Source organism: Streptomyces sp. AC512_CC834 (assembly GCF_019049325.1).
Classification (GTDB): domain Bacteria; phylum Actinomycetota; class Actinomycetes; order Streptomycetales; family Streptomycetaceae; genus Streptomyces.
Genome location: NZ_JAGMUO010000097.1, coordinates 896,460 through 920,587, shown reverse-complemented (window position 1 = coordinate 920,587; position 24,128 = coordinate 896,460). Strand labels below are relative to the sequence as shown.

Genomic DNA, 24,128 nt, shown 5'->3' with positions numbered 1-24,128 from the left:
GTGCGGTGCCGTTCAGGGGGAGCGGCGGCGGCTGAGCAGGACCGCCAGGGCGCCCAGCGCCAGCAGTCCGTTGGAGGGGCGGGTGGGCCGCTGGCCGCCCATCGCGGCGGGTGTCCGCGGCTCGTGGATGTTCAGCGCGAACTGGCGGTTGGCGATGTCGGACAGCACCCCGCGGACCTGTTCGGGGCTGGTGACGGCGGCCAGCAGCACCTCCATGGAGTTGCGGGCGAACTGGTTGCGGCCGAGGAACTCCCGGCCCAGCGAGAAGAGGATCTTCGGCACCTCGCCCTGGAACACCTCCGGCAGCGTGATCTCGGGGGCCAGGCAGCGCACCGAGCCGTCCAGGTTGGCGAACGACTTGCCCAGCAGCGAGACGGCCGGGGGCGAACCGATGCCCCGCTTGGTCGCCTTGGCCAGCACCGTGGTGAGTGCGACGCCGAAGTTCATGTCCTCCAGCGACAGATGGGAGACCTTGGGCACGAACGCGGCCATGTCGGCCGCGAACGCCGGCATGTTGGCCCAAGGCGTCATCCGGCCCATCTCTGCCCAGTGCTGCGCCAGCCCCGCGCCGTCGTTCTGTGCCAACGTCATGAACAGCGGCAGCAGTTGCAGGCTGGTGCGCCGGTCGAGACGGCCGACCATGCCCCAGTCGATCATCGTCGCGGGCCCGCCGGGCGCGGCGAAGATGTTGCCCGCGTGCGGGTCCGCGTGGAAGAAGCGGTGCACGAAGTACCCGTGGTACATGAAGCGCAGCAGGTCCCTGCCGATCTCGACGCGCTCGTCGTCCGTGAAGTGGGCGCGGTCGATGTGCCGCACCGACTTCCCGCCGGCCAGCGACTGGACGAGGACCCGGGGAGTGGCGTGCAGCACCCGGGGCACCTCCAGCGAGCGGAACGGTCTGACGTGCTCGCGGGCCTCGTCCATGTTGCGGGCCTCGCCGTTGAAGTCCAGCTCCGGCTCCATCGCGTCGAAGACCGAACCGAGCATCGCCTCGATGTCGATGACCTCGTTGAACCGGGGCGCGACGCGGGCCACGATCTTCGACGCCCGGCGCATCAGGGCCATGTCCGCGAGCACACCCTCGCGGATGCCCGGCCGCTGGATCTTGACCACGGCCGGGCGTCCGCCGGGCAGGGTCACCCGGTAGACCTGGGCGAGGGACGCCGCCCCGAGCGGGGCGGCGGTCTCGACGTCGTCGAAGCGCAGTTTCCAGTCCGGCCCGAGGTCCCGCGCCAGCACCGGTTCGAACACCGAGAACGGCTGCACGTCCACCTGGTCGTGGAGGTTCTGCAGCTCCTCGCGGATCGACAGCGGGACCATGTCCGGCCGGGTGGACAGGATCTGACCGAGCTTCACGTAGAACGGCCCGAGGCTCTCCAGTGCCTGCCGGACCGCCTTGGCACGGCGTTGCTCCGACCCGGCCGAGGCGTCGGCGCCGGACCCGGCGGAGGCGTCGGCGCCCTCCGCCGGGGACCACGCGTCACGTCGCGCACGTCTGCGCAGCCGCGTCGCCTGCCCCACCTCGTCGGCCACGAGGCTGCCCAGGACCTTGACCACGAGGCGCAGCCGGTCGCCGACGACAGACGTCATCGTGGGTGATCCTCCTCGGTCGGGGAGCGGTACGCGGCGACGGCACGGCAGGTCAGCTCGAGGACGACGACTGCCCGCCCTGGGACTGGCCGCCGCCCGGCTGCTGCCCGGTCAGGCCCTGGAGAGCGGCGAGGCCCTGCTGCCCGGCCTGGGCCGGGAGGTTGGTCAGGTTCTGCAGGCCCTGGAGTGCCTCGATGAGCTTGGGCAGCACCTGGAGGAGCTGGGTGAGCTGGGTCGGGAGCGACATCAGGTCGCCCACCCCGCCGGCCGCGTGCCCGAGGCCCCCGGCGAGCTGGCCGAGCCCCCCGAGGGCGCCGGCCGCACCGCCGACTGCGGCGAGCGGGTTCGCGGCGCCGCCCAGCGCCGCCAGGGGGTTGCCGGCTCCGCCGAGGGCGGCGAGCGGGTTCGCCGCCCCGGCCACGGCCGCGAGCGGGTTGCCCGCCCCGGCGGCTCCGGTGAGCGCGGCCAGGGGGTTCTGCGCCGCCCCGGCGATGTTCGCCAACTGGCTCGCGGCTCCCGGGCCCAGCGCGGCGAGGGGGTTGCCCGCACCGCCGAGGCCTCCCACACCCCCCGCGAGGGCCGCCAGCGGGTTGGCGGCGCCCGCCAGCGCGGTCGCCGGGTTGACGGCGCCGGCCAGCGTTCCCAGCGCGTTCGCGGGCAGCCCGGCCAGGGTGTCGAGGGGATTCCCGGAGGTGGACGAGCCGGGCTTGTCCGGCCGGTTGAGCATGTCGTCGAAGGCCTCCTTCCCGCTGTCGGCCATATTGCCGACCAGATCCTTGAAGATGTCCTGAATGTTCTTGTTGTTGGACATGGGTGGGGTCCCCTTCCGTTTCTCTGCGTTGTCTCTCTGATACGAGGAGATGCGGCTTCCGGAATTATTGGATGCAGCCTTCAAGGGCCTTGGCGCACGCGTTCTTGAGACGGGCGCGGCCTCTGGTGAAAGCGGCTTCGGCCGCCTTGACTGAGATGTTGTGCATGCGGGCGAATTCCGCAGTGGAAATCCCCTTGGCGCGGGCGAGTATGACCTCCTGTTCGCGCCCCCGCAGGTGTTGCACCTGACCCAGCAGCCATCTGCCGAAGTCCTTGTCGCAGACGTCCTCCTCGGTCGTACCGGGGGCGTCCATGAGCGCCGCCCGCTGCAGAAGTCTGCTGCGACGCTCGGTTTCACGGTAGAAGTCGATGCAGAGGCGGAGCGCCACGGACGTCAGAAAGGCACCGAGTCGATTCCTGTCCAACGAGGCGTGAGCGGCTGCGCGGGCCATGGTTTCCTGAACGCAGTCCTCGGCGTCCTGAAAACTCGGCAGTCTTCGCCGAACCAACCGCATGAGGCGGTCCTGATGCTGGGAGATGTCTTCCCAGGAGCATTCAGCGGGCGATTGACAGGTGGAATGTCGCACCATTGTGGATTGCAGCCCGTTGTCTCTCGGATTGAGCAGGGAGAACCGCGGCCGACTTTGCATTGTCGGCCATGTGGTTTTCCTACCCGAGGCCCAGGAGCGGCAAACCGGAATATGTGACTCCGGCGGTCGGCAGGAATGATTCTTCGCTGTCATTTCCGCGGTGCCGGACGCCGGGCCCAATCGCGGTTCCAGTTGAACCACATGTCCCGTACGGTCTGGTGCACCTGGGAGCTGCCGGCGCGCAGCTCGGTGGTGTACGCCTGGACGGCCTCCTTGCCCACCATGCGCGCGCCGCCGGTGAAGTAGGACCCGCGCACGTGCCGCGGCGAGCGGTACTTGCCCCACAGCAGGATCTTCATCAGCGGCCACAGGGTGAACACGCCGGCGGGGCAGCGGTCCTCGGGGTCGAGCGTGCCCCACACCGCCGGGCACAGCTCGCTCTCGCGCAGCAGTTCGTAGATGCGGGCGATCGTCTGTTCCTTCGTCAGCTCACCTTCCTTGTAGGCGAGTACGGCGTCCCTCGACTGGTCGAAGAGCCGCTCCACCCAGGGGTTGTCGATCCCCTGGAGGCCCCGGTACGGCGGCAGCTCCAGCGTGTCGAAGCACGCGGGGTCGTGCGTCTTCTCGAACGTCACCGCGGCCTGGTTCTGGGAGTTGGTCCCGTACAGCGTGGTGATGGTCCACACCCGGTTCCAGGCGTTCCACAGGTCGAAGTCGTCGAACGAGATGTAGCTGCACGACACCAGGTCGTCGTAGAACCGGAACATGCGCTTGGTCCAGTGGTCCAGGTACGCGAACCGGGCGGTGTCGAAGTCGTCCTGACGCACGGCCTCGATGAGCCGGTGGCCCAGCGCGTTGAGCGCCATCACGGTGACCGCGAGGCCGCTGGAGAACAGCGGGTCGACGAAGTCGCTGGCGTGCGGCAGCAGGCACCAGCGGTCGCCCACCACCTTCTGCGAGGCGAACTGCGTGCGGTCCGTGGACACGTACGGACGCACCGCCCGCGCCCGCTCGAACTGCCGCGCCACACTGGGGAACCGGCCCACGTGCTGCCAGAACTCGTCCTCGGCCGACACGTCGTCCGGGCGTGGGTAGTGGTCGAGATCGAGGTTGACGCCGACGCTGCACAGCTCGCTCGTGCTCGTCGACTGGTTGTCGAACGGGATGACCCACAGCCACCCGCCCCGGAACATGTGATGGAGCGTTCCCTGGCTGAACGGGCTGGGCATGCCGTGCTGTTCCCGCGGCGGCGCCACGGTGTCGAAGGGCCGCACGTCCACCATGTGCGTGAAGATCGTGCGCGACCGTGTGCGGTACGGCGGATCCTGCCGCAGCCCGAGCCGTTCGGGCAGCACCGCCCGCATCCCGCCGGCGTCGACCACGTACGACGCCCGGAAACTGCCCCGCTCCCGGGTGACGAGGGTGGCGCCGTCCTCCTCGAACTTCACGTCGTCGACGAGGGTGTGGGTGTACGCGGTGACGCCGTACGACACGGCGACGTGGAACATGTACGCGTCCACGTCCTGCCGGAAGTAGTGCGAGTCCGGGCCCAGCGGCGGGCCCCAGGTGGGGTACTGCGTGCACTCGTCGGGCCGGGTCGGCTCGCCCTCCCGGTGGTAGACGAAGCTGAAGTTCCGCTTGACCCCGCAGTTGGACGACACGTGGCGGCGCAGCGCCCCGTTGGTCGCCAGGTGCTCGATCTCCGGGACGCCGTAGCGGCGGGCCAGCACCCTCAGGCCGAACGTGGTCTCGGGGACGGTGGACTCTCCGATGGCGAAGCGGGGGTGGCCGCTGCCCTCCAGCAGCAGCACGCGCACACCGTTGCGCGCGAGAACGGCCCCCAGCATCGTCCCGCCGATGCCGCCACCCACGATGGCGACATCGAAAACACGCTGGTCCTCTTGCATGTCTGCGGTTCCTTTCGCGACGGGAAGAGCGAGTTGCCCGCGTCCCCGGTCACCGGTGGGCGACCGTGGAGGCGGGCAGTACCCGGCGCAGCCCGCAGGCCGCCACCCGGGCGGAGAAGGAGACGGCGAACCACGGAGTGGGCGCCAGCTCGGACAGCCGGCGCCGGTCTCCCGGTACGAGGCGCTCGCCGCGCCCGGTGACGTCGAGCCACGCACCGAAGTGCAGCAGCCGCGCCTCCGGCCCGGCGTCGCGCGCCGGGAACGGCCGCATGTGCTCGCGCACGGCGCGGGTCAGGGCCCCGCGCCGTGCCGCACCCACCTGATGCGCGACCAGGAAGCGGTCGAGCAACTCGGCGCCGTGGCCCGGGAATCCCCCGCGGCCGAGGGGCGTGCGCCCCACCAGGGCGGCGTCGTGGAAGGCCGCGGCGGCCAGCAGGCCGACCCGGTCGTAGGCGGTGCCATGCGTCCGCGCACAGGCGTCGGCCAGCAGAAACGTCCGCAGGGAGTGCAACGCGACCCGGGGCGGCAGTCGGCACATCCGTGTCAGCGCGGCACCCGCGAGAGGATGAGCGAGCAGCTCCGCCAGGGCGGGTCGCCCCAGCAGGGGCTGCCACGTCCCGGGCAGCGCCTCCGGCGGAACGACGGGCCAACTCGCCCCGTCGTCACCGGACTCGGGCACCCCGGGCACCTCGGGCCCTGCGGCCATGACCATGTCTCCCTTGCTGTGAGCCGTACCGGCGGTCCGGCGTCTCATCTGTCCTTACGCTCGGACGCCGCCCCACCCCCCACGCACAACGACCGTCCTCCGACCGCGCGTTGGCGCGCGAACTACGGCGCGCGGCCGGGGAAACGCGCTCCGGGCGTGCTTTCCCGCCCCCACCTTTCGGCGGAGTTGTCGGCAGGCGCCTGCGGGCAGGCTGAATTCCGTGATCGCCGTACTGAACGTGCATGAACGCACCCTGCCCGCCCCGCCGGAGACCGTGGGAGCCCTGATCGACTCGCTGGGCGGCGAGGACGACCGCCTCTGGCCGCCCGACTGGCCGCCGATGCGTCTCGAACGGCCCCTTTCCGTCGGAGTGTCCGGCGGCCACGGACCGGTCCGGTACGTCGTGAGTCACTATGTGCCGGGCCGGTGGGTCCGGTTCCGGTTCACCGGTCCGCGTGGGTTCGAGGGCTTTCACGAGTTCAGCGTCGAAGGCCTCGACGAGCGACTGAGCGTGCTGCGCAACACCCTCGTCGTGCGTCCGCGCGGAGTGCGCTGGCTGGCCTGGGCGCTGATCGTCCGGCCGCTGCACGACGCGGCGTTCCGGCACAGTCTGGACTGCGCCGAGCGGGCCCTGACCGGAAGGGTGGCCCGACCCGCCGGGTGCGGCTGGTACGTGCGCCTCCTGCGCGCTGCGACCGGACTGCTGGCCGTATGACGCATTCAAATATTCGAATAAATGAACCCTACTTACTCGATGGAGGGAATTCTTTCCCCCGGACGAGGGATCGTTGCGCATTTCGATGGACGCGAGACTGGGAAGTCGCAGCGAGCCCATCGGCAATCCCGACGGGTATTCCCAACGACAGGGAGATCGTCGTGAGTTTCCTGAATCCCCGTATCCCGGGGGTCAACTCCGAGGACGCGATCGCGGACCTCACCGAAGCCCCGCACCGGCTGACCGGCGTCGTGCAGGCCGGCGGCGCGCAGGTCGTCGCGACCGTCGACGTACAGGCGGGTGCGGACGACTGGAGCGTCCCGGCGACGGAAGAACACCCGCGCCCCGTGGTGCTGGTGCACGGCACCTTCGGCAACCGCGGCTACACCTGGACCTCGGCCACGCCCTTCCTGCGGCAGCACGGCCACCGCGTCTTCCGGCTCGACTACGGCCAGCACGGCAACCCCGTGATCTTCGGCCTCGGCGACATCAAGCACTCCGCCCGGCAGCTAGCCGAGTTCGTCGACGAGGTGCTGCGGCGCACGGGCGCCCAGCAGGTCGACCTCGTCGGCTTCTCGCAGGGCGGCATGATGCCGCGCTACTACCTCAACGCCCTGGGCGGCGGGCCCAAGGTGCACAATTTCGTCGGCATCGCGCCCAGCAACCACGGCGTCACGGCGCAGGGCCTGATGAACCTCGCGCGCCAGATCCCCGGAGCGGTCGAACTCGTCGAACAGGGCGTGATCGGAGAGGTCGTGCCGGCCTGGCCGCAGCTCCAGCACGACCACCCCTTCCAGCGCGAGCTGGCCGACCTCGGCGAGACCACCGAGGGCGTGCGGCACACGGTCGTCGCCACCCGGTACGACGACGTGGTCACGCCGTACACGTCATGCGCCCTGGAACAGGCGGAGGGCCGCTACGTCAACAACATCGTCCTCCAGGACATCGACCCGGACGACCACACACCGCACGTCAGCATGCCCTACAACCCGACCGTGCTGAAGGAGGTCCTCGCCGCGCTGGCCTCCTGAGGGCGGCTGCCGTCCAGGACGACGCGGGCCACCAGTGCCGGGTCGTCGTTCATGGGGACGTGGCCGCAGCCGGGCAGCCGCACCAGCCGTGCCCGCGGGACGGCGTGCTTGGCGCGTATGCCCTGCCGGGGCAGGAGCAGCCGGTCCCGGTTGCCCCACGCCACGGTGACGGGGATGCCGGGGACGTCGTCGGTGAACCGCACGCTCCGTCCGGCCCGCAGCGTCGGGGAGAACCCGTCGGAGTGCGCGAGCGCGAGCGTCTCGGCGACCACGGCCTCGGGGGAGCGCCGGCCGGGACGGGCGTAGATCGTGCTGGTCAGCGCGGTGCGGCCGACCGCAGTGCGGGACAGCCGCTCGACCAGCGGGAGCGGCAGACTCCGGGCGGTGCGGCGCATGCCGGTCAGGACGCCGAAGGCGTAGCGCCGCTCGGCCGGCGTCCAGAAGCCGGCCGGGGACAGGGCCGTCACCGACCGCACCAGGTTCTCCCGGCCGAGCTCCAGGGCCAGCAGGCCGCCCAGCGAGTTGCCCGCCACGTGCGGGCGTTCCAGGCCGAGTTCCGCGCAGAAGGCGCCGAGCACCGCGTTCGTGGTCGGCAGGTCGTGCGGCAGTCCGTGCGGCAGCGCGGAGGACTCGCCGAACCCGGGCAGGTCCACGGCCGTCACCTCGCGTTCGGTGGCGAGGATGTCGATCACCGGGTCCCAGGCCTGCCGGTGGTGGCCGATGCCGTGCAGCAGAAGCAGCGGCTCGCCGGTGCCCACGCGCGTGTAGGCGAGGGTGACGTCCTGCGGACCGTGTCCGGTGGGGGCCGTGAAGGAGAGCGTCGCGGACATGGGGCTCCTTGTCGGGAACGGGTGTTGCCGGGAACGCGGACGGCGGTGCGTAGACAGACTGTCAGTAAGAGCTACCGACGGGTAGCCCACGGTGTCGGGTGTGGGCGAATTCGCCTGGACACCACCGGACGCGTCCGCTGGGATGGAGAGGTGACCACCGACACCGCGACCGACGTCTTCGAAGAGCACCGGCCCGTCCTCCTGGGCGTCGCCTACCGCATGCTGGGCCGCCTGGCCGACGCGGAGGACGTGGTCCAGGACGCGTGGCTGCGCTGGTCCGGCGCCGACCGGTCCGCCGTCCGCGAGCCCCGGGGCTACCTGGTGCGCGTCACCACCCGCCTCGCCATCGACCGGCTGCGCCAGATCAAGTCGCGCGGCGAGACGTACGTCGGCCCCTGGCTGCCCGAGCCCTGCGTGACCGACTTCGGGGACGCCGTGCCGGACACCGCCGAGCAGGCCGTCCTCGCCGACACCGTGTCCCTCGCCGTCCTTGTCGTCCTGGAGTCCCTGTCCCCGCTGGAGCGGGCGGTGTTCGTCCTCCGGGAGGCGTTCGGCTACCCGTACGCGGAGATCGCCGCCATGCTGGAGCGCGGCGAGGCCGCGGTACGCCAGCTCGCCGGACGTGCCCGCAAGCACGTCGACGAGCGGCGGCCCCGCTACGACGTCGACCCGGCACAGCGCCGCGACCTCACCGAACGCTTCCTCGCCGCCGCGTCCGGCGGTGACCTGGCCGGCCTCATGGCGATGCTCGCGCCGGACGTGCGGCTGGTGGGCGACAGCGGCGGCAAGTCCAGGGCGCCGCTGCGCGTGCTGGAGAGCTCCGACAAGGTGGGCCGCTTCCTGCTCGGCGTCGCGCGGCAGGGCATGCCGGACGTCACCTACCAGCTCCTGGAGCTCAACGGCGGTCCGGCCCTGCTGGTCCGGTCCGGCGGGAAGCCCGACTCCGTCGTCCAGGTGGACGTCGTCGACGGACGCATCCAGTCGATGTACATCGTCCGCAACCCGGACAAGCTGGTGTCCCTGGCCGGCATCGCCTAGCCGACGCCTGGTCGACGCCCAGCCGCCCCCGCCGGTCTCTTCGCGGCCCCGGCCCCCGTTCCGCGACGGAGGCCGGGGCCTTCCTGTCGCGGGATTGGTCTTGACCAAGGGGATGGTCCGCTTTATGGTCGCAGAGAACTGCAACAACCTTTAATAAACAAGGGCGTCAAAACGCCGCCGGACCACGGCGATTGCGGAGGACAGGGTGGGGACCACGCAGTTGGAATCGGTGCCGGAACCGAAGTACTGGCACCTCAGGACCGTGCTCAGCGAGGCCCTGGACTCGGAGTTCGAGGTGGGCGAGATCCTGCCCAACGAACGCGACCTCGCCGCCCGCTTCGGCGTCGCCCGCGCGACCCTGCGCCAGGCCCTGGAACAGCTCGAGCTGGAAGGCAGGCTCCAGCGCCGCCGCGGCGTCGGTACGACCGTGGCCCCGCCGCGCGTCGGCGTGGCCGTCGGCACCCGGCAGCACGCCTGGCCCGGAACCACCGACGACGCCTGGCAGCCGGCCGACTGCGTCCTCGCGGCGCCTCCCCAGGCCGTCGCCGACGCCCTGGAGACCGGCCGCGACGAGCCCGTCCACACCGTCCGCCGCTCCCGCGTGACCCACGGCCAGCCCGTCGCCGCGGAGCTGCTCTACGTTCCGCCGGCCTCGGTGCCCGACCTCACCGCCATCGACGCGCCCTCCGGCGCCGCACGCGCGCGTGCCGTGCTGCGCGAACTGCAGCGCGGGGAGCTGGAGCGGCAGGAGAGCGCGGTCGAGCTGGGCTCGGCCGGGGCGGACGACGCGAAGGAACTGGACCGCCTCCCCGGCGCGCCCGTCCTCGTGGTCACCACCCGCTACCTCGCCGAGGGCCGCACCGCCGCGTTCTCCGTCGCCACCTACCGCGCGGACACCTGCCGCCTGACCTTCGGGGACTCGGGCGACGTGGAGATCCACCACGGCCCCCAGACCCAGGCCTCCTGACCGCCCCACCCCACCTCCGCCGCGACACCGTCCTGCCCAAGCGCCCTCGCCCCGGGCGGCAGGCGCGCCACCACCGGCGCCCTGACCGGCCCCCGGAGTGGCGGTGCGGCGGCAGGGCCCGGCCCATCACCGTCGGCGTGCCTCCCGGCCGCCGGGGTGCCGGCGGTGTGCCGTCTTGTGTCCCGGCAGCCGCTGTTCGCTTGGCACGCCGCCGTGTCGGCCGTGGGGGCGGTAGCGGTGTGCCTGCGAACCGTGCCCCGGTCGGTCGGGTCCACCACGGACGGCCCCCTGCCGCCGGAGTGTCTCCCGGCCGCCGGGGTGCTGGCGGTGTGCCGTCTTGTGCCCCGGCAGCCGCTGTTCGCGTCTGCGCCGCCGGGTCGGACGTGGGCGCGGTAGCGGTGTGCCTGCGAACCGTCCCCCGGCCGGTCGGGTCCACCACGGACGCCCCCTCCCGCCGGCGCGGAGACCGGTCGCCGGGGTGTCGGCCGTGTGGCGGCGGTCTGTCTTCGAAGCTGTGCCCTGCCGGCCCCGGCCCGCCGGCGACGCCCGCCCCCTACCGCCCTCGGCGGGTCAGCGGCGGGCCGTCGCTCCCTCGACCGCGAAGAGCTGCTCCTCCACATGGTCTAGGGCCAGTCGTAGCGCGCCCGTCGCCACGGCGGCCTCGCCGAGGAGGGAGAGGGCCACCCGGGGCGGGCGCAGGCAGTAGCGGGCCAGCTCCCGGCGCAACGGCTCCAGTACGCCGTCAAGACCGGCCGCCCAGCCGCCGATGACGACCAGCTCGGGATCGAGGGCCAGCACCAGTGCCGCCACGTCGTGCACCAGACGCTGGATGAAACGCTCCACGGCCGCCCGGGCCCCGTCGTCGCCCTCCCTGGCCTCGGCGAAGACCTTGGCGACCGCCTGCTCGTCCAGCGGGTGCAGCGGCTGGTCCGTGGTGGACAGCAGTGTCTCCGGCGTCACGTCCCGGCCCAGCAGGTGCAGCGCGCCGATCTCCCCGGCCGCCCCGCCGTACCCCCGGTGCAGCCGCCCGCCGATCAGTGCCCCGGCCCCGGGACTGAGCCCGGCCAGCACGAACACGATGTCGTCGGACTCGGTGGCGGAGCCCTTCCAGTGCTCGGCGACCGCCGCAGCGTTCGCGTCGTTCTCGACCAGCACCGGGCACTTGAAGGAACGGCTCAGCCGCTCGCCCAGGCCAAGACCCGTCCACCCGGGCAGCGCCGTGCCCAGGCGCACCGTGCCGTCCGCCTCGACGATCCCGGGCGTGCCCGCGCCGACCGCCCGCAGCGAGCCGCGCGCGACACCGGCCCGCCGCAGCAGCTCGGCGACGGCCGTGCGCAACCGCTCCAGCCGCTCGTCGGCCGGGGCGCTCTCGTCGACGTCCTTGGCCTGGGCGCCGATCACCCGGCCGTCCAGGTCGGACAGGAGCGCGGCGACGCGGTGCGGGCCGATCTCCAGGCCCAGCAGATGCCCGGCCTCCGCCCGGAACCGGAACCGTCGCGCGGGCCGCCCCTGCCGCCGGGCCGTGCCCTCGTCGGCCGCCGCCTCGACGACGAGACCGGCCTCGATCAGCCCCTCCACGACGCCCTCGACGGTGGGCCGGGACAGCCCCGTCACCCGGGTGATCTCGGTCAGCGTCGCGCAGTCCGTCGCACGCAACGCGTGCAGCACCACGGCGGAGTTGATCCTCCGCAACAGCGACGGATCCCCGCCGGTCAGGCCTGCCAAGGTCGGTCCTCCCAGCTCGTGCGCGTGTGGCCCGGATGGTACTCGGCCCGCTCGACCCCGGCGAGTTCCGGTCCGCGCGTTCCCGGCCCGCGACAGTGCCTCACCCCGGTGCCACGAACCCCGACTCGTACGCCGTGATCACCGCCTGGGTGCGATCCCGTGCCCCCAGCTTCGCCAGTACGGCGCTCACATGCGACTTCACCGTCTCCGTACCGACGACCAGCCGGATGGCGATCTCCGCGTTCGACAGCCCGCGCGCCATCAGCCGCAGCACCTCGCCCTCCCGCTCGGTCAGCCGGGCGCGCTCCAACTCGGCGCGGGCCGCGCGGTTGCCGTCGCCGTCGCCGTACTCGGCGGCCAGCCGCCGCACCGAGGCGGGGAACAGCAGGGACTCGCCCTCGGCGATCAGCCGCACCGCGTGCACGATCTCGGCCGGGCGGGTCCGCTTGAGCAGGAAGCCGTCGGCGCCCGCGCGCAGCGCCTCGTACACGTACTCGTCGTTCTCGAAGGTCGTCACCACGAGGATCTTCGGCGGGTCGGTCACCGTCCGCAGCAACGCGCGCGTGGCCTCGATGCCGTCAAGCAGCGGCATCCGGACGTCCATGGCGACCACGTCCGGCCGCACCTGCCGCACCAGCGGAATGACCGCCGCCCCGTCGGCGGCCTCACCGACCACCTCGATGTCCGGCTGCGCCTCCAGCACGGCCCGCAGACCCGCGCGCACCAGGGGTTCGTCGTCCACGAGGAGCACTCTGACCGGCATCCGCCCAGCGTAGATCAGCCGAGCGGCAGCTCGACGCGCACCTGCCAGCCCCCGGCGTCGTCCGGCCCCGTGTGCGCCCGCCCGCCGAGCAGCGCCGCCCGCTCACGTATGCCGCGCAGCCCGCTGCCGCGGCCGGGTGCGGCTCTGCCGTCCGGCAGGGGATTGCGCACCTCCAGGGTGAGCGCGTCGGGCGCCACCCCGATGTGGACCAGGGCCGGCACCGCGCCCGCGTGCCGCAGCACGTTGGTCAGCGCCTCCTGGAGGATGCGGTACCCCTCGCGGGAGACCGGGCCCGGCAGGTTCTCCACCGGGCCCGCGACCTCGGCGTCGACCTTGGCCCCGGAGACGCGGGCCGACTCCAGCAGCCGGTCGGCGTCCATGAGTGTCGGTCTGGCGCTCACGGGCCGCTCCGCCTCCCGCAGTACACCGAGCACCCGCTCGAGGTCCTCCAGGGCGGCCCTGCCGGTCTCCTCGATCGCCGTCAGCGCCCGGTCCGTGAACTCGGGGCTGTTCGCCGCGCGCGCGGCACCCGCCTGCACGACGGCGACCGTCAGGGCGTGACCGATGGAGTCGTGCAGCTCCCGCGCGATGCGGGTGCGTTCGAGGAGTTGCTCGGTGCGTTCTTCGAGGGCGGCCAGCCGCTCGGTGGGTGAGGGGCCGAGAAGCGCGCGGGCCCCCGCCGTCGCCAGGACGCCGAGACCGACCACGGCGCCGTACAGCGCGAGGACCGGAAGCAGCGCGAGGAGCGCGTACGCCCAGTGCGGCGCGGCGTCGCGCAGGAGCGGTATGTCATCGATCCGGTGCCCCAGGGCGAGCCTGACCAGCTCGACGGTGAGGATCGGCAGCCAGACGCAGGCGCCCGTGGTCAAGGCGCCCAGCACCATCCGCAGTTCCAGCCATGCCACCGTGCGCAGCCGGTCGCGCCATGTCGCCGAGGGCGCGACCGAGAATCCCGAGTCCTCATGGCCGGGTGTGAGCAGCAGCCGTGCCTGAACGCCCTCGCCGGTGCGCACTGCCGGGATGACGCCGACCGGGATCAACACCACCGCGGGCACCCACAGCTTCGTGTCGTCGATGAGCGCCCACACACTCACCACGAGCATCGGCACCCACAGGTGCAGCAGCCGTGTGTATGTGGTGCCCCGGCACAGCGGGCGCAGAAAGCGGACCATTGCGTCATCGTGCCAGCCGCCACTGACAGCCAACCTCCCCCGCACGGGGGAGACGATCTCCACCGGCGGGGGAGGACCGGCCCCCCTTGCCCCCGGCACGCTTCAGTCATGACCAGCATCGACGTCCAGAAACTCACCAAGGAGTACGGCACCCGACGAGCCGTCGACGACCTCACCTTCACCGTGCGCCCCGGCAGGGTCACCGGCTTCCTCGGCCCCAACGGCGCCGGAAAGTCCACCACCATGCGACTCGTGCTCGGCCTCGACCGGCCCACCTCCGGGACCGCGACCGTCGGCGGACGCCGCTACGCCACCCTCCAGGAGCCGCTGCGGCACGTCGGCGCCCTGCTCGACACGCACGCCGCCCACGGCTCTCGCACCGCCCGGGACCACCTGCGCGTCCTGGCGGCCAGCAACCGCGTCCCGTCGCGCCGGGTCGACGAGGTCATGGAGGAGACGGGCATCGCGTCCGTGGCACGCCACCGGGTCAAGACGTACTCCCTGGGCATGCGGCAGCGGCTGGGCATCGCCGCGGCGCTGCTGGGCGATCCCGAAGTGGTGATGCTGGACGAGCCCTCCAACGGACTGGACCCCGAGGGCATCATCTGGATCCGCGAACTGCTGCGCCGGCTCGCCGCCGAGGGACGCACGGTCCTGGTCTCCAGCCACCTGATGAACGAGACCGCGTCCTTCGCCGACCACCTGGTCGTCCTCGGCCGGGGCCGCCTGCTCGCCGACACCCCGATGCGGGAGTTCATCGACGCGCGGGTGCAACCACGCGTACGCGTCCGCACCTCGGACGCCACCGCCCTGAAGGCGGCCCTCGCCGGGCACGGCCACGACGCCGTGGAACACACCGACGGGTACTGGACCGTGCGGCACGCGAGCGTGGAAGACGTCGGCCGCGCCATGTCCGGCGCGGGCGTACCGATCCTCGAACTCACCTCGGACGAGGGCACGCTGGAAGAGGCCTACCTCGACCTGACGGCCACCGAGACCGAGTTCACCGCACAGCCTCAGGAGGCCTGACCATGTACTTCACGCCCGTACTGCGCTCCGAGGCGCTCAAGGTCCTCACCCTGCGCTCGCTGTGCGGCACCCTGCTGGCCGTGTTCGCGGTCACCACCGCCTTCTCCGCGCTGGCCGGGGTCTCCGACACCTCCGACCCGGACTTCGACCCGCTGTTCATGGTCCTGTCCGGCGTCATGCCGGGCCAGATCGCCGCCGTCGCCTTCGGGGCCATGGTCGTCTCGTCCGAGTACCACGGCAACGGGATCCGGCTCTCCCTGGCGGCCGTTCCGCGGCGCGGACGGTGGTTCGCGGCGAAGCTGGTGGTCGTCGCCGTGCCGGTTCTCGCCGTGGGGCTGCTCACCGCGTTCGCGGCCCTGGTCGCGGCCCGGGCGGGCCTCGGCTCGGCGGCGAGCGGACTCACCACCGGCGATCAGGTGCGCGGCGTCGTGGGCTGCGGGATCTACTTCATGCTGATGGCCCTGTTCTCGGCGGGTCTCGCCGCCCTGTTCCGCAGCGGCGTGGCCACCCTGTCCACGCTGATCCCCTTCATCCTCATCGTCTCCTTCGTGATTGGCGACGCTGCGGGCGGCGCCGCCGACTTCCTGCCGGACCGGGCCGGGCAGATCGTCATCCAGCAGACGTACGACGGGACCCTCGGGCCCTGGACCGGCCTCGCGGTCACCGCGCTGTGGGCGGCCGCCGCCCTCCTCGCGGGAGCCTGGCGACTGCACCGCCGGGACGCCTGAACCGGCGGACCGGCTGACGCCCCGCCAATTGTCAGTGGCGGCCGGTTTACTGGACGCATGGACATCGCACGGCACCTCGCCCTCATCGACGAGCTGTGCTTCCGGCCCTTCCCGGCGCAGCACGGCCCGTCGGACGACGGCGCAGCGGCCCCCGGGCACTTCACGGCGGTGCTGGAGAGCAGCCACGGCCTGCGCGGCGGCGACCCGGCGGAGCGGGCGGTGACGGTGGAGCAGTACGAGAAGGTGCGGGACGCCCTCTACGGACGGCTGTCCCCGCGCTGGGGGGAGAGCGCCCCGTGGAACCTGCAGACGGTCCTGCTGCGCACCGAGCGGGAGGAGATACCCGAGCCGTGGGCCGCTCTGAGCGCCCGCGCGCGCGTGGCGTACCTCTGGGAGGCGGAGGGCACCGGCCGCTGGGTCGCGGTGGCCGTCGCCGACCGGGACGGGACGGACGAGGTGCAGCTACTGGCCGTGGTCACGCGGGAGGCACCACCGTGACCCGTGCCCGTGCCCGGGGCCTACGCCCCCGTCTCCGCCCCGGCCGCGACCCGCAGCCGTGCGAACTCCTCCGCCATCGTCCGCGCCGTCCAGTGCGCGTTGAGCCCACTGGGATTGGGCAGCACCCACACCCGCGTGCCGCCGAACGTCCGCTCCTGCGGCCCCACCTGGGCCTTCCTGTCGTCGAACGCCGCCCGATACGCGGTGACGCCCACCACCGCCAGCCAACTCGGCCGCAGCCGCGCCACCTTCAGCGCCAGCAGCCGCCCGCCCTCGCGGTACTCCTCGGCGGTCAGCTCGTCCGCCCGCGCGCTGGACCGCGCCACGACGTTCGTGATCCCGAGCCCGTACGACGGCAGCAGGTCCTGCTCCGACGGCTTCAGCAGCCGCGGGGTGAACCCGGACAGGTGCAGCACCGGCCAGAAGCGGTTGCCGGGCCGGGCGAAGTGGTGGCCCGTCACCGCCGTCATCAGGCCGGGGTTGATGCCGCAGAACAGCACACGGAGGCCGTCCGCGACGACGTCCGGCACGAGACGGTCGCGGGCGGCCTCCAGTTCGGCCCGGGTGAAGCGGGTCAGAGGATGGCTCCGGGGGTGTATCCCGCGGCCGCCGGGTGCTGCTTGACGATCTCCTCGACCCGGCCGACGACGACACCGACCTGGTCGGCCGCGGCACCGGTGAAGGAGAGCTTGTCGGCCATCAGGGCGTCCAGAGCGGCGCGGTCCAGCGGGATGCGCTCGTCGGCGGCCAGCTTGTCAAGGAGCTCGTTGCGCTCGGCGCCCCGCTCGCGCATCGCCAGCGCGGAAGCGACGGCGTTCTCCTTGATCGCCTCGTGCGCGACCTCGCGGCCGACGCCGGCCCGCACCGCGCCCATGAGGACCTTGGTGGTGGCGAGGAACGGCAGGTAGCGGTCCAGCTCGCGGGCCACGACGGCCGGGAAGGCACCGAACTCGTCGAGCACGGTCAGGAAGGTCTCCAGCAGCCCGTCGAGGGCGAAGAACGCGTCGGGGAGGGCCACGCGGCGCACCACCGAGCAGGACACGTCGCCCTCGTTCCACTGGTCGCCCGCCAGCTCGCCGGTCATCGAGGCGTAGCCGCGCAGGATCACCATCAGCCCGTTGACGCGCTCGCAGGAGCGGGTGTTCATCTTGTGCGGCATCGCGGACGAGCCGACCTGGCCGGGCTTGAAGCCCTCGGTGACCAGCTCGTGCCCGGCCATCAGCCGGACGGTCTTCGCCAGCGAGGACGGCGCCGCCGCGAGCTGCACCAGCGCGGTGACGACCTCGTAGTCCAGCGAGCGCGGGTAGACCTGGCCGACCGAGGTGAACGCCTGCGAGAAGCCCAGGTGCCCGGCGATCCGCTGCTCGAGCTGAGCGAGCTTGCCCGCGTCCCCGCCGAGCAGGTCCAGCATGTCCTGGGCGGTGCCGACCGGCCCCTTGATGCCGCGCAGCGGGTAGCGGCCCAGCAGCTCCTCCACCCGGCCGTGGGCCACGAGCAGCTCGTCGGCGGCGGTTGCGAACCGCTTGCCCAGCGTCGTGGCCTGCGCGGCCACGTTGTGCGAGCGGCCGGCCATGACCAGCTCGGCGTACTCGCCTGCCAGCTTGCCGAGGCGGGCCAGCACAGCCACCGAACGGTCACGGATCAGCTCCAGCGAGAGCCGCACCTGCAACTGCTCGACGTTCTCCGTCAGGTCGCGGGAGGTCATGCCCTTGTGCACGTGCTCGTGCCCGGCGAGGTCGTTGAACTCCTCGATCCGCGCCTTCACGTCATGCCGCGTGACCTTCTCGCGCTCGGCGATCGAGGCCAGGTCGACCTGGTCGAGGACACGCTCGTAGTCGGCGATCGCGGCGTCGGGCACCTCGATGCCCAGGTCCTTCTGGGCCCGCAGCACGGCGAGCCAGAGCTGCCGCTCGAGCCTCACCTTCTGCTCGGGCGACCAGAGGGTGGCGAGCTCGACGGAGGCGTAGCGTCCGGCGAGGACGTTCGGGATGCGGGGCTTGGCGGGAGCGGAAGTCACGTGGACGGAGCATACCCGCTGTTTATGGGGGCTTCAGCCCGTCTCTACTGTCCACGGAACGCATGGTCAGTCGCCTCCCGTCCATCACTCGTCGTCCCATCTGTGAGACGCGTGTGAGACGGGGCGGCGCCGCCGGTGGTTGCGACCCACCGAACGGCGCCTTGATCCAGACCCTTCCTGATCAAGGAGTCCAGACCCATGCAGGACCCTATCCGCAGCATCACGCTGCCCACCGCGGACCGGGGGGAGATCACTCTCCCTGAACCGTCCTGGTGCCGTGGGCACGCCGACCACCGGCCCGACGCACTGCGCGCCGACATCCTCCACCGCGGCCCGAACGTCGTCTTCGTCTTCCGTGGCGAGCCCGTCATGAGCGCCGGCCTGGTGCAGGCCCCGTTCACCACGAACGACATCCCCGAGCTGGACAGTCCCGCGCTCGGCATCGCCGTGACCCCCGTCGGCCGGAACCTGGACGCGCGCAGCGTGTACGAGCTGGCCGCCGACCTGGACGCGTACGCCGACCGGCTGCGCGACCTCGCCGACCATCTGACCGCGCTCGAGGGCGAGCGTGGTGCGTGATGGCTGCGATGTCTCGTGCGACGCGTCGCATCGTCGTCGCGCACCTCACCGAGCACGGCATGAATCCCGCCGACATCGCTGCTGAGCTGGGCGTATCCCCGGACACGGTACGCAGGGACCTGCGCGACGGGACCCCGTCGGCACCCGCCCCGGTACCCGAGCCTGCGGCGTCGGTTGCGGCTGGTCTGCTGCTGCCCGACGGCGTGCAGCTCCGGCAGGACCTCAACGTGCTCACGGCCGCATTCCGTGCGCAGCCCGAGGACGCGGCACGCTTCGCGATCCACCAGGCCGCGCAGGGCGTACGCGAGCACTGGCAGGCCCGGAGCGCCGAGCGGGCCCGTAAGGCGGCCTCGTGATCCTCCTGGCCGTCCTGTACGCGCTCGCCGCCGTCGCGGCCCTCGTCGGCCTCGCTCTGGTCGACCCCCGCACCGTCCCGCCGGTCACCGGCACGTGCGCCCTCATGCTCACCTTCGCCGCGCTCGCCGTGGCCATCCTCCACTGAAGGACAGCCGTGAACTACGTGACGTACGGCGGCGTGACCGTCGGCCTGTGCATCCTCGGATACGAGGTCGTGACCTGGTGGCCCGGCCGCAAGCAGCTCATGAAGGACCCGCTCAAGCACGTATCCCGGCTGCTGCCGTTCCTGCTCTCCTGGTGCTACGGCTGCCTGACCACCCTCGGTGTTGCCGGGCTCATCGGCACCGCGTCCAGCGCCGTCCTCGGCCTGTCCAACTGGCTCGGCGACGCAGCCCTCGTCTGGGGCGTCGGAGAGCAGGGCGGCCAGCTCGCCGCCCGCCCCACCTTCGTCCCGCTGTCCGGGCCCGGCGCCTGCCTGGTACTGATCCTCACTGCCGTGTTTATCGCGGCCGTGAAGAAGGCCAGCAACAGCGGTAACGCGGGCGTGCTGAAGCGGGGGGCTTGGTGCGGCATCACGCTCGGCACGTCGGCCGGCGTCGCCGGGTTCGCCGCGGTCCCGCTCGCCACGACTTCGAACTGGCTCGGCGACAACACCTACGGGCGGCTGTGATGGGCCGCCGGAAGCAGGCGGCGGAGGAGCCGGCCGAGCCCGAGGAGCGGAGCGTGCTCGCCGGTGCGGTGGTCGTGGTGCTGCTGCTCGCCGTCGTCTTCGGTGTGCTGTTCGCGTGGTCCGATGCGGCCGGGATCCTCGGCGTCGTGGCCGCGTGCACGGTGGCCGTGTGGTGGATGGCCCGCCGCCCGGTGCCCGATTCGTCCGCCACTCCCCCACCGCAGCGCCCCTCATGCCGCGAATGCCGAGGTCACGAGCTTGTGGACGTGACCCCTCTCGAAGGCCAAGAGGGGATGTGGATCTACAAGACCGCGCCCCCCGGACGGCCGAACCACACGCACATCCACCTCTCCAACAAGGAGATGACGTCATGATCCGACGCTTCCTGTGCCGCGTGCACACCTACTGCAAGGTGTGCGGCTGGTGGGTCGAAGACTGCGGGCACCCGCAGAGCTGATCCACTACAGGCGTAGTGCCCATCCACGGCAACGACCCCCGAGTGCCTGGTCTCGGGGGTCGTTCCGCTGTCCGGTCCGGCTACGACGGGGGCGCGTCTCCGGACCGGAGTCTCGTCGGCCCGCACCCGGACAGGGGTGGGCAGCAGTACACCTCCACCGACAGGTCGTGCACGCCCGACCAGCCCTCGGCCCGGCCGGCGGAAACCCCGCCCGACCGCAGCAGCGAAGCCCCGCACCAGACGCATGCCCAGCCGGAGTAGCGGTCACGAGGCAGCGACTTCGCGTCGGGCAGTTCCTGCTTCACCGGTCGGCGAACGGGACCAGGTTGTACTGGATGCGGCAGGGCTGGCACGCGTACTGCACGCCACCCGGGCCGGAGCCCTGCTCGATGTGGTTGATGAGCCGCACGCCGGCGGCGAACCGCTGGTGCCAGGAGCAGAAGCCGTAGCCCGTGGGGGTGCCCTGCTCGCTCTCGGTCTGCGTACTCTCGTCCATGGCGGTGCTCCCTCGAAGCGTCGTCCACGCCCCCGGCCGGTTGCACGGCGCGGGGGCTTCTCGTTTCCGCAGCGTAGACCTGCTTGTATCGGCCTGTCTCGCCCTGTGTCGATACGTACCGAGACGTAGCCCAAGATGCCGACCCGTAGCCCCCTACCTAGCTTCGGATCATGGCCACCAACCCGGACGCCGAGATCGACCACGAGGGCCCAGTCACCCCGTACCGGCAACTCGCCGAGATCCTCAAGGCGCGGATCGCGCGCGGCGACTGGGCAGACGGCCGGCCGATCCCCTCGGAGAACGGTCTCGTGCAGGAGTACGGCATCGCCCGGTCGACGGTGCGGCGGGCGATCGCTGTGCTCGTCGAGGAGGGCGTTGTGTGGACGGTGCAGGGCCGCGGTACGTACGTGGGCCAGCCGCCCGAGGAGTAGGGGCTCAGCGCCCGAGCCATCAGCGCCGCCACTGGAGTCAGTGAACCCACGGTCCGCCGGGACCTGGCAGGTGCGTCATTTGACGCACCTGTGACCGGCACGGACGGCAAGACCTACACGGTCGCCCGCCCCGACCCCGAGCCGAACGTGTGGATCGAGCCGGAGGCCGCCGTCGAGCCGTCGAAGCCGAAGCGCCGTCCGCTCCCCGAGTCGTTCGCCGACGCCGGCCGGGGCGTCCCCCGCGCCTACGCCTCGTCCGGGAGCGCGTCCGGGTTGTCTGCGGGCATGTCGAGCGCTGCGGCGTTGGCCAGCATCTCGATCGCTTCCCGACCCACTGGGCAGGCCTCTCCGTGCTCGAAGCGCCAGTCTCCGACCGTCATACGGCTGACGGCGCCGCAGGCCGCGCACGAGCCATCCAGGGCGCTCAGCCGGAATGCCTGGACGGCGGCCTTCAGGTCGGGCGGGTACCAGTCGCACAGTGCCGGCAGCGTGAGTTCCAGGGGCCCCCGGCGCCATACCTCGTTGTAGGGCACCGTGCGGATCAGTTGGGGTTCGTTGGCGTCGACCTCGGCGAGGAACGCGCGGTCGTAGTCGGTGGCCGCTCGCTGCTCGTGTGAGCCCTCGTCGGGGCGGTGCCTGGTCAGTACGGCCTCCCCATCCGAGTCAGCGTGTCTTGGCGGCGCTGGAGGGCCTCGAACTGCTGCATGGTCATCTCCCGCATGGTGAGGTTGTAGGTGTTGTTGTGGTTGACCGTACGGCTTCCACCTCCAGCACCTGCCCCTGGGGCGCCAGCGAGGGCGAATTCCCCCTGCCAGCCGCCGGTGAGGCCCTGGAGCTGCCGTTCCAGCGCCGGAGCCTGTCGGGCAATGCCCTCCTGGAAGCCGCGGATCAAGGCCCGGCCGGAGAAGCTGGTGTAGCCGCGGCCGGAGAACGGGCCCTTCTTGGCCGGGGAGTGAGGGAAGAAGTCCGAGACAGCACCGACGACCTCCGATGCGGCGTCCTTCACCGAACCGATCATCGACACGATGCCGTCGATGAAGCCCCGGATCAGCGAACGGCCCGAGTTGTACAGCGCCCACGACAGGTCACCGACCGCCCCCCGCGCACGACTGACCAGCCGCGTCAGCGGGATCAGCGCACTGTTGACGCCCTGGGAGATGGCCTGGAGCAGCCGCACGCCGGCGCGCTCCGCCTGCCCGCCGATCGTGGGCGCCAGGGCGCGCAGCGCGGATCCGGCGAGGCTCGGTGTCCTGGCAAACGACGCGATCGAATCGCCGATGGCCCTGCGGACGGTGTAGACCATGGACGCGCCTGCGGTGCCGACCTGCCCGACGACGGCAGCCTTCGTACCGGCAAGGGCGCCCTCGCTCCGGCGCGGCAGTGACGCGAAGCTGGCCACCGTGCTGGTGACCATGTCCGCTGCCAGGTCCTTCGCGCCCTGCATGGCGCTGGAGAAGTCGCCGCGCAGCAGATCCGTGAGGATCTGGATCGCGGGGACGGCGAAACGCTTGATGAACTCGCCCAGCACCTGCACGCCGAGGGTGAAGTCCTCGATCAGCGGGACCAGATAGGGCAGGATCGCCGCGATCAGCTCCCCGAGCGGGGGCAGCAGCGGGACCACGGCCAGGAGGACCTCGCCGAGCGCGGCCGCCAGCTCCGTGAGGACGCCGCTTTCCTTCATCTCGTCGAGGATCGGCTGGAGGCCCTCACCAAGCTGCCGGATCAGCTCTTGAACGGGCGGTGCCAACTCGGTGATGATCGGGGCGATCAGCCCGAGCGCGTCCGCAAGGAGCGGTGCGGCGGTCTCGCCGAGGACACCCATCGTCTCGAACAGGGCCTGGAATGCCTGCTGTACTTGGTCGGTGCCGGTGAGGTCGGCGATGGCCTGAGTGACGTCCTCGAGCACGCCGACGATGCCGCCGCCTTCGGGGACGGCGCCGAAGATGTTCCCGATGATCTCGAAGACGTTCTCTCCGACGTCCCACAGGTCGCCGAGGAGTTCGATGGCTTCCTCGATGGCGTCTTCCATGGCGCCGGACTCGAACGCCTTGTCGAGCTTCTTGCCGATCTTGAATGCGGCGTCCGTCGCATACCCCGTCAGCTTCTCGAACGACGGCCCGGCCGCTGCAGCGATCTGCCCCAGGGCCTTCACGAACACGCCCGGCACCCCGGACAGGTTCTCCAGGCCCTTGCGGGCGGACTTCGTGGCCTTCCCGAGCGTGCCGTTGTCGGCCAGCTCCTTCGCCGCGCCCATCGCGCCGGCCGCCATGTCGCCGAGCGCACCAGCGGTCTTGACCAGCTCCTTCCGCAGGCCGGGCAGGACGCTCTTGGCCAGGCCCCGGAAGTTCTTCGACAGGTCCCGGAACAGTTCGTCCTGGACTTCCTGCTGAAGTTCCTTCCAGGCAGGGGCCAGCTCCCGCACGGCCAGCGCGAACTTCTTCGCCTCCGGCGACAGGCCCTCGAGGGCCTTGTTGAACTCCTCCGCCTTGCTGGGGTCCAGGGCGGCGGTGATCGCGTCGCCCACGCCCTGCATGCCGAGCTTGACGACGACACTGGCCTGCTGGAACGCCAGGAACGCGGTCACGCCCACCGCAGCCGCCGGGGCGATGTTCGCCAGCGTGGTCACCAGGCCGGCCGCCACCGGTATCGCCGTGCCCAGCATCGCCCCGATCCGGGCCCCCGACAGTGCCACCCGGGCCAGTCCGCCGGCCATGCCCGCGATCCGGCGCAGGGAGCCGGTGAGGTGGTCGCCTTCGTCGGTGGCGCGGCGGAAGCCGAGGGCCGCCTGTTCACTGACGCTGGCGAAGCGGCCGTCGAGGTGGCGCAGGCGGCCGTCGACGTCGCGGGTGAAGCCGCGCAGTCGCAGTTCGGCGTCGTCCAGGCCGCGGCGCATGCCGGAGTCGTCGGCGCGGATGAACCCGACGAGTTCGCCGATCGTGAGCGCCACGGTCCTGCTCCGTTTCTGTTGCCTCGGGCAACGGTCCTGTTGCCTGAGGCAACCTCAAGGGCTGAAGAGAGCCCG

27 protein-coding genes are annotated in these 24,128 nt (G+C 71.8%); 13 read left to right on the top strand and 14 right to left on the bottom strand.

Translation table 11 applies throughout. The annotated features are described in order from the left end of the window. Nucleotides 1-12 precede the first annotated feature (12 nt). The 5 genes from KUM40_RS31790 to KUM40_RS31770 all read right to left on the bottom strand — a co-directional run bounded on the left by KUM40_RS31790 (nt 13) and on the right by KUM40_RS31770 (nt 5,603). Nucleotides 13-1,590, bottom strand: coding sequence for an AarF/ABC1/UbiB kinase family protein (locus tag KUM40_RS31790; protein WP_217169666.1), 1,578 nt, complete (start codon nt 1,588-1,590; stop codon nt 13-15). A gap of 52 nt (nt 1,591-1,642) precedes the next feature. Next, entirely contained in the window at nt 1,643-2,401 is a 759-nt protein-coding gene (locus KUM40_RS31785) for a hypothetical protein (RefSeq protein ID WP_217169665.1), read from the bottom strand. Between the two features lie 64 nt (nt 2,402-2,465). After that, nucleotides 2,466-2,990: an RNA polymerase sigma factor gene (locus KUM40_RS31780; RefSeq protein WP_302180913.1), complete on the bottom strand. Its 525-nt coding sequence runs from the start codon at nt 2,988-2,990 to the stop codon at nt 2,466-2,468. A 149-nt stretch (nt 2,991-3,139) separates the two neighbouring features. Continuing rightward, nucleotides 3,140-4,897, bottom strand: coding sequence for an NAD(P)/FAD-dependent oxidoreductase (locus KUM40_RS31775; RefSeq protein ID WP_217169663.1), 1,758 nt, complete (start codon nt 4,895-4,897; stop codon nt 3,140-3,142). A gap of 49 nt (nt 4,898-4,946) precedes the next feature. Beyond that, the gene (locus tag KUM40_RS31770) at nt 4,947-5,603 is read right to left on the bottom strand and encodes a hypothetical protein (RefSeq protein ID WP_217169661.1); all 657 of its coding nucleotides are present in this window, start codon (nt 5,601-5,603) and stop codon (nt 4,947-4,949) included. 220 nt (nt 5,604-5,823) lie between these two features. On the opposite strand from KUM40_RS31770, the gene KUM40_RS31765 reads away from it, so the two are divergent. Both KUM40_RS31765 and KUM40_RS31760 read left to right on the top strand, forming a co-directional pair. Further along, on the top strand, nt 5,824-6,318 hold the full coding sequence (locus tag KUM40_RS31765) for an SRPBCC family protein (RefSeq protein ID WP_374227441.1): 495 nt from the start codon (nt 5,824-5,826) through the stop codon (nt 6,316-6,318). Between the two features lie 161 nt (nt 6,319-6,479). Next, on the top strand, nt 6,480-7,349 hold the full coding sequence (locus tag KUM40_RS31760; protein ID WP_217169660.1) for an alpha/beta fold hydrolase: 870 nt from the start codon (nt 6,480-6,482) through the stop codon (nt 7,347-7,349). Here the strand turns inward: KUM40_RS31760 and KUM40_RS31755 are convergent. After that, nucleotides 7,301-8,179, bottom strand: a complete 879-nt coding sequence (locus tag KUM40_RS31755; protein ID WP_217169658.1) for an alpha/beta fold hydrolase — start codon at nt 8,177-8,179, stop codon at nt 7,301-7,303. The two genes, KUM40_RS31760 and KUM40_RS31755, sit on opposite strands and share 49 nt — an antisense overlap. A gap of 150 nt (nt 8,180-8,329) precedes the next feature. On the opposite strand from KUM40_RS31755, the gene KUM40_RS31750 reads away from it, so the two are divergent. Together KUM40_RS31750 and KUM40_RS31745 are read left to right on the top strand one after the other, a co-directional pair. Beyond that, nucleotides 8,330-9,217 carry an RNA polymerase sigma-70 factor gene (locus KUM40_RS31750; RefSeq protein WP_217169656.1) on the top strand — a complete coding sequence of 296 codons (888 nt, stop codon included), beginning with the start codon at nt 8,330-8,332 and terminating at the stop codon, nt 9,215-9,217. A gap of 205 nt (nt 9,218-9,422) precedes the next feature. Further along, nucleotides 9,423-10,184, top strand: coding sequence for a GntR family transcriptional regulator (locus KUM40_RS31745; RefSeq protein WP_217169655.1), 762 nt, complete (start codon nt 9,423-9,425; stop codon nt 10,182-10,184). A 570-nt stretch (nt 10,185-10,754) separates the two neighbouring features. Here KUM40_RS31745 and KUM40_RS31740 read toward each other — a convergent pair. The 3 genes from KUM40_RS31740 to KUM40_RS31730 form a co-directional block, all read right to left on the bottom strand. Then, entirely contained in the window at nt 10,755-11,909 is a 1,155-nt protein-coding gene (locus KUM40_RS31740; RefSeq protein ID WP_217169654.1) for an ROK family transcriptional regulator, read from the bottom strand. 100 nt (nt 11,910-12,009) lie between these two features. Continuing rightward, complete coding sequence (locus tag KUM40_RS31735; protein WP_217169652.1) at nt 12,010-12,672, bottom strand: response regulator transcription factor; 663 nt, start codon at nt 12,670-12,672, stop codon at nt 12,010-12,012. A 14-nt stretch (nt 12,673-12,686) separates the two neighbouring features. Beyond that, a complete protein-coding gene (locus tag KUM40_RS31730) occupies nt 12,687-13,844 on the bottom strand; it encodes a sensor histidine kinase (RefSeq protein ID WP_217169651.1) in 1,158 nt (385 codons plus the stop codon). Nucleotides 13,845-13,952: 108 nt separating this feature from the next. Here KUM40_RS31730 and KUM40_RS31725 point away from each other — a divergent pair, with 108 nt between their 5' ends. Genes KUM40_RS31725 through KUM40_RS31715 form a run of 3 tightly spaced genes read left to right on the top strand, consistent with a single transcriptional unit; the run spans nt 13,953 to nt 16,099 of the window. Continuing rightward, entirely contained in the window at nt 13,953-14,873 is a 921-nt protein-coding gene (locus tag KUM40_RS31725) for an ABC transporter ATP-binding protein (RefSeq protein WP_217169650.1), read from the top strand. Between the two features lie 2 nt (nt 14,874-14,875). Beyond that, nucleotides 14,876-15,601, top strand: coding sequence for an ABC transporter permease (locus tag KUM40_RS31720; RefSeq protein WP_217169648.1), 726 nt, complete (start codon nt 14,876-14,878; stop codon nt 15,599-15,601). A gap of 57 nt (nt 15,602-15,658) precedes the next feature. Further along, nucleotides 15,659-16,099: a hypothetical protein gene (locus tag KUM40_RS31715; protein ID WP_217169647.1), complete on the top strand. Its 441-nt coding sequence runs from the start codon at nt 15,659-15,661 to the stop codon at nt 16,097-16,099. A 20-nt stretch (nt 16,100-16,119) separates the two neighbouring features. Here the strand turns inward: KUM40_RS31715 and mug are convergent, their stop codons facing one another. Then, nucleotides 16,120-16,629, bottom strand: a complete 510-nt coding sequence (gene mug / locus KUM40_RS31710) for a G/U mismatch-specific DNA glycosylase (RefSeq protein WP_217169646.1) — start codon at nt 16,627-16,629, stop codon at nt 16,120-16,122. 44 nt (nt 16,630-16,673) lie between these two features. Continuing rightward, nucleotides 16,674-18,116, bottom strand: coding sequence for an adenylosuccinate lyase (gene purB / locus KUM40_RS31705; protein ID WP_217169644.1), 1,443 nt, complete (start codon nt 18,114-18,116; stop codon nt 16,674-16,676). Between the two features lie 198 nt (nt 18,117-18,314). Here purB and KUM40_RS31700 point away from each other — a divergent pair, with 198 nt between their 5' ends. The 5 genes from KUM40_RS31700 to KUM40_RS31680 are packed head-to-tail and all read left to right on the top strand — an operon-like array spanning nt 18,315 to nt 20,096. After that, a complete protein-coding gene (locus KUM40_RS31700) occupies nt 18,315-18,695 on the top strand; it encodes a hypothetical protein (RefSeq protein ID WP_217169642.1) in 381 nt (126 codons plus the stop codon). A gap of 8 nt (nt 18,696-18,703) precedes the next feature. Further along, nucleotides 18,704-19,051, top strand: coding sequence for a helix-turn-helix domain-containing protein (locus KUM40_RS31695; RefSeq protein ID WP_254395801.1), 348 nt, complete (start codon nt 18,704-18,706; stop codon nt 19,049-19,051). Next, complete coding sequence (locus tag KUM40_RS31690) at nt 19,048-19,197, top strand: hypothetical protein (protein ID WP_217169639.1); 150 nt, start codon at nt 19,048-19,050, stop codon at nt 19,195-19,197. Before KUM40_RS31695 ends, KUM40_RS31690 begins: the two co-directional genes overlap by 4 nt. A gap of 9 nt (nt 19,198-19,206) precedes the next feature. Continuing rightward, complete coding sequence (locus tag KUM40_RS31685; RefSeq protein WP_217169638.1) at nt 19,207-19,722, top strand: hypothetical protein; 516 nt, start codon at nt 19,207-19,209, stop codon at nt 19,720-19,722. Further along, entirely contained in the window at nt 19,722-20,096 is a 375-nt protein-coding gene (locus KUM40_RS31680) for a hypothetical protein (RefSeq protein ID WP_217169637.1), read from the top strand. Before KUM40_RS31685 ends, KUM40_RS31680 begins: the two co-directional genes overlap by 1 nt. 384 nt (nt 20,097-20,480) lie before the next feature. Here KUM40_RS31680 and KUM40_RS31675 read toward each other — a convergent pair whose 3' ends face one another. Next, nucleotides 20,481-20,675: a hypothetical protein gene (locus KUM40_RS31675; protein ID WP_217169635.1), complete on the bottom strand. Its 195-nt coding sequence runs from the start codon at nt 20,673-20,675 to the stop codon at nt 20,481-20,483. Between the two features lie 170 nt (nt 20,676-20,845). On the opposite strand from KUM40_RS31675, the gene KUM40_RS31670 reads away from it, so the two are divergent. Next, the gene (locus KUM40_RS31670; RefSeq protein WP_217169633.1) at nt 20,846-21,106 is read left to right on the top strand and encodes a GntR family transcriptional regulator; all 261 of its coding nucleotides are present in this window, start codon (nt 20,846-20,848) and stop codon (nt 21,104-21,106) included. Between the two features lie 245 nt (nt 21,107-21,351). Here KUM40_RS31670 and KUM40_RS31665 read toward each other — a convergent pair whose 3' ends face one another. Together KUM40_RS31665 and KUM40_RS31660 are read right to left on the bottom strand one after the other, a co-directional pair. After that, nucleotides 21,352-21,639, bottom strand: a complete 288-nt coding sequence (locus tag KUM40_RS31665; RefSeq protein ID WP_217169632.1) for a hypothetical protein — start codon at nt 21,637-21,639, stop codon at nt 21,352-21,354. Between the two features lie 107 nt (nt 21,640-21,746). Further along, nucleotides 21,747-24,053 carry a hypothetical protein gene (locus KUM40_RS31660; RefSeq protein ID WP_217169630.1) on the bottom strand — a complete coding sequence of 769 codons (2,307 nt, stop codon included), beginning with the start codon at nt 24,051-24,053 and terminating at the stop codon, nt 21,747-21,749. Nucleotides 24,054-24,128 lie beyond the last annotated feature (75 nt).

Coding starts and splice junctions, on each gene's coding strand:
- KUM40_RS31790 (WP_217169666.1), bottom strand. CDS start 1,590: ATGACGTCTGTCGTCGGCGACCGGCTGCGCCTCGTGGTCAAGGTCCTG.
- KUM40_RS31785 (WP_217169665.1), bottom strand. CDS start 2,401: ATGTCCAACAACAAGAACATTCAGGACATCTTCAAGGATCTGGTCGGC.
- KUM40_RS31780 (WP_302180913.1), bottom strand. CDS start 2,990: ATGGTGCGACATTCCACCTGTCAATCGCCCGCTGAATGCTCCTGGGAA.
- KUM40_RS31775 (WP_217169663.1), bottom strand. CDS start 4,897: ATGCAAGAGGACCAGCGTGTTTTCGATGTCGCCATCGTGGGTGGCGGC.
- KUM40_RS31770 (WP_217169661.1), bottom strand. CDS start 5,603: ATGGCCGCAGGGCCCGAGGTGCCCGGGGTGCCCGAGTCCGGTGACGAC.
- KUM40_RS31755 (WP_217169658.1), bottom strand. CDS start 8,179: ATGTCCGCGACGCTCTCCTTCACGGCCCCCACCGGACACGGTCCGCAG.
- KUM40_RS31735 (WP_217169652.1), bottom strand. CDS start 12,672: ATGCCGGTCAGAGTGCTCCTCGTGGACGACGAACCCCTGGTGCGCGCG.
- KUM40_RS31730 (WP_217169651.1), bottom strand. CDS start 13,844: ATGGTCCGCTTTCTGCGCCCGCTGTGCCGGGGCACCACATACACACGG.
- KUM40_RS31725 (WP_217169650.1), top strand. CDS start 13,953: ATGACCAGCATCGACGTCCAGAAACTCACCAAGGAGTACGGCACCCGA.
- KUM40_RS31720 (WP_217169648.1), top strand. CDS start 14,876: ATGTACTTCACGCCCGTACTGCGCTCCGAGGCGCTCAAGGTCCTCACC.
- KUM40_RS31715 (WP_217169647.1), top strand. CDS start 15,659: ATGGACATCGCACGGCACCTCGCCCTCATCGACGAGCTGTGCTTCCGG.
- KUM40_RS31700 (WP_217169642.1), top strand. CDS start 18,315: ATGCAGGACCCTATCCGCAGCATCACGCTGCCCACCGCGGACCGGGGG.
- KUM40_RS31695 (WP_254395801.1), top strand. CDS start 18,704: ATGTCTCGTGCGACGCGTCGCATCGTCGTCGCGCACCTCACCGAGCAC.
- KUM40_RS31680 (WP_217169637.1), top strand. CDS start 19,722: ATGGGCCGCCGGAAGCAGGCGGCGGAGGAGCCGGCCGAGCCCGAGGAG.
- KUM40_RS31675 (WP_217169635.1), bottom strand. CDS start 20,675: ATGGACGAGAGTACGCAGACCGAGAGCGAGCAGGGCACCCCCACGGGC.
- KUM40_RS31670 (WP_217169633.1), top strand. CDS start 20,846: ATGGCCACCAACCCGGACGCCGAGATCGACCACGAGGGCCCAGTCACC.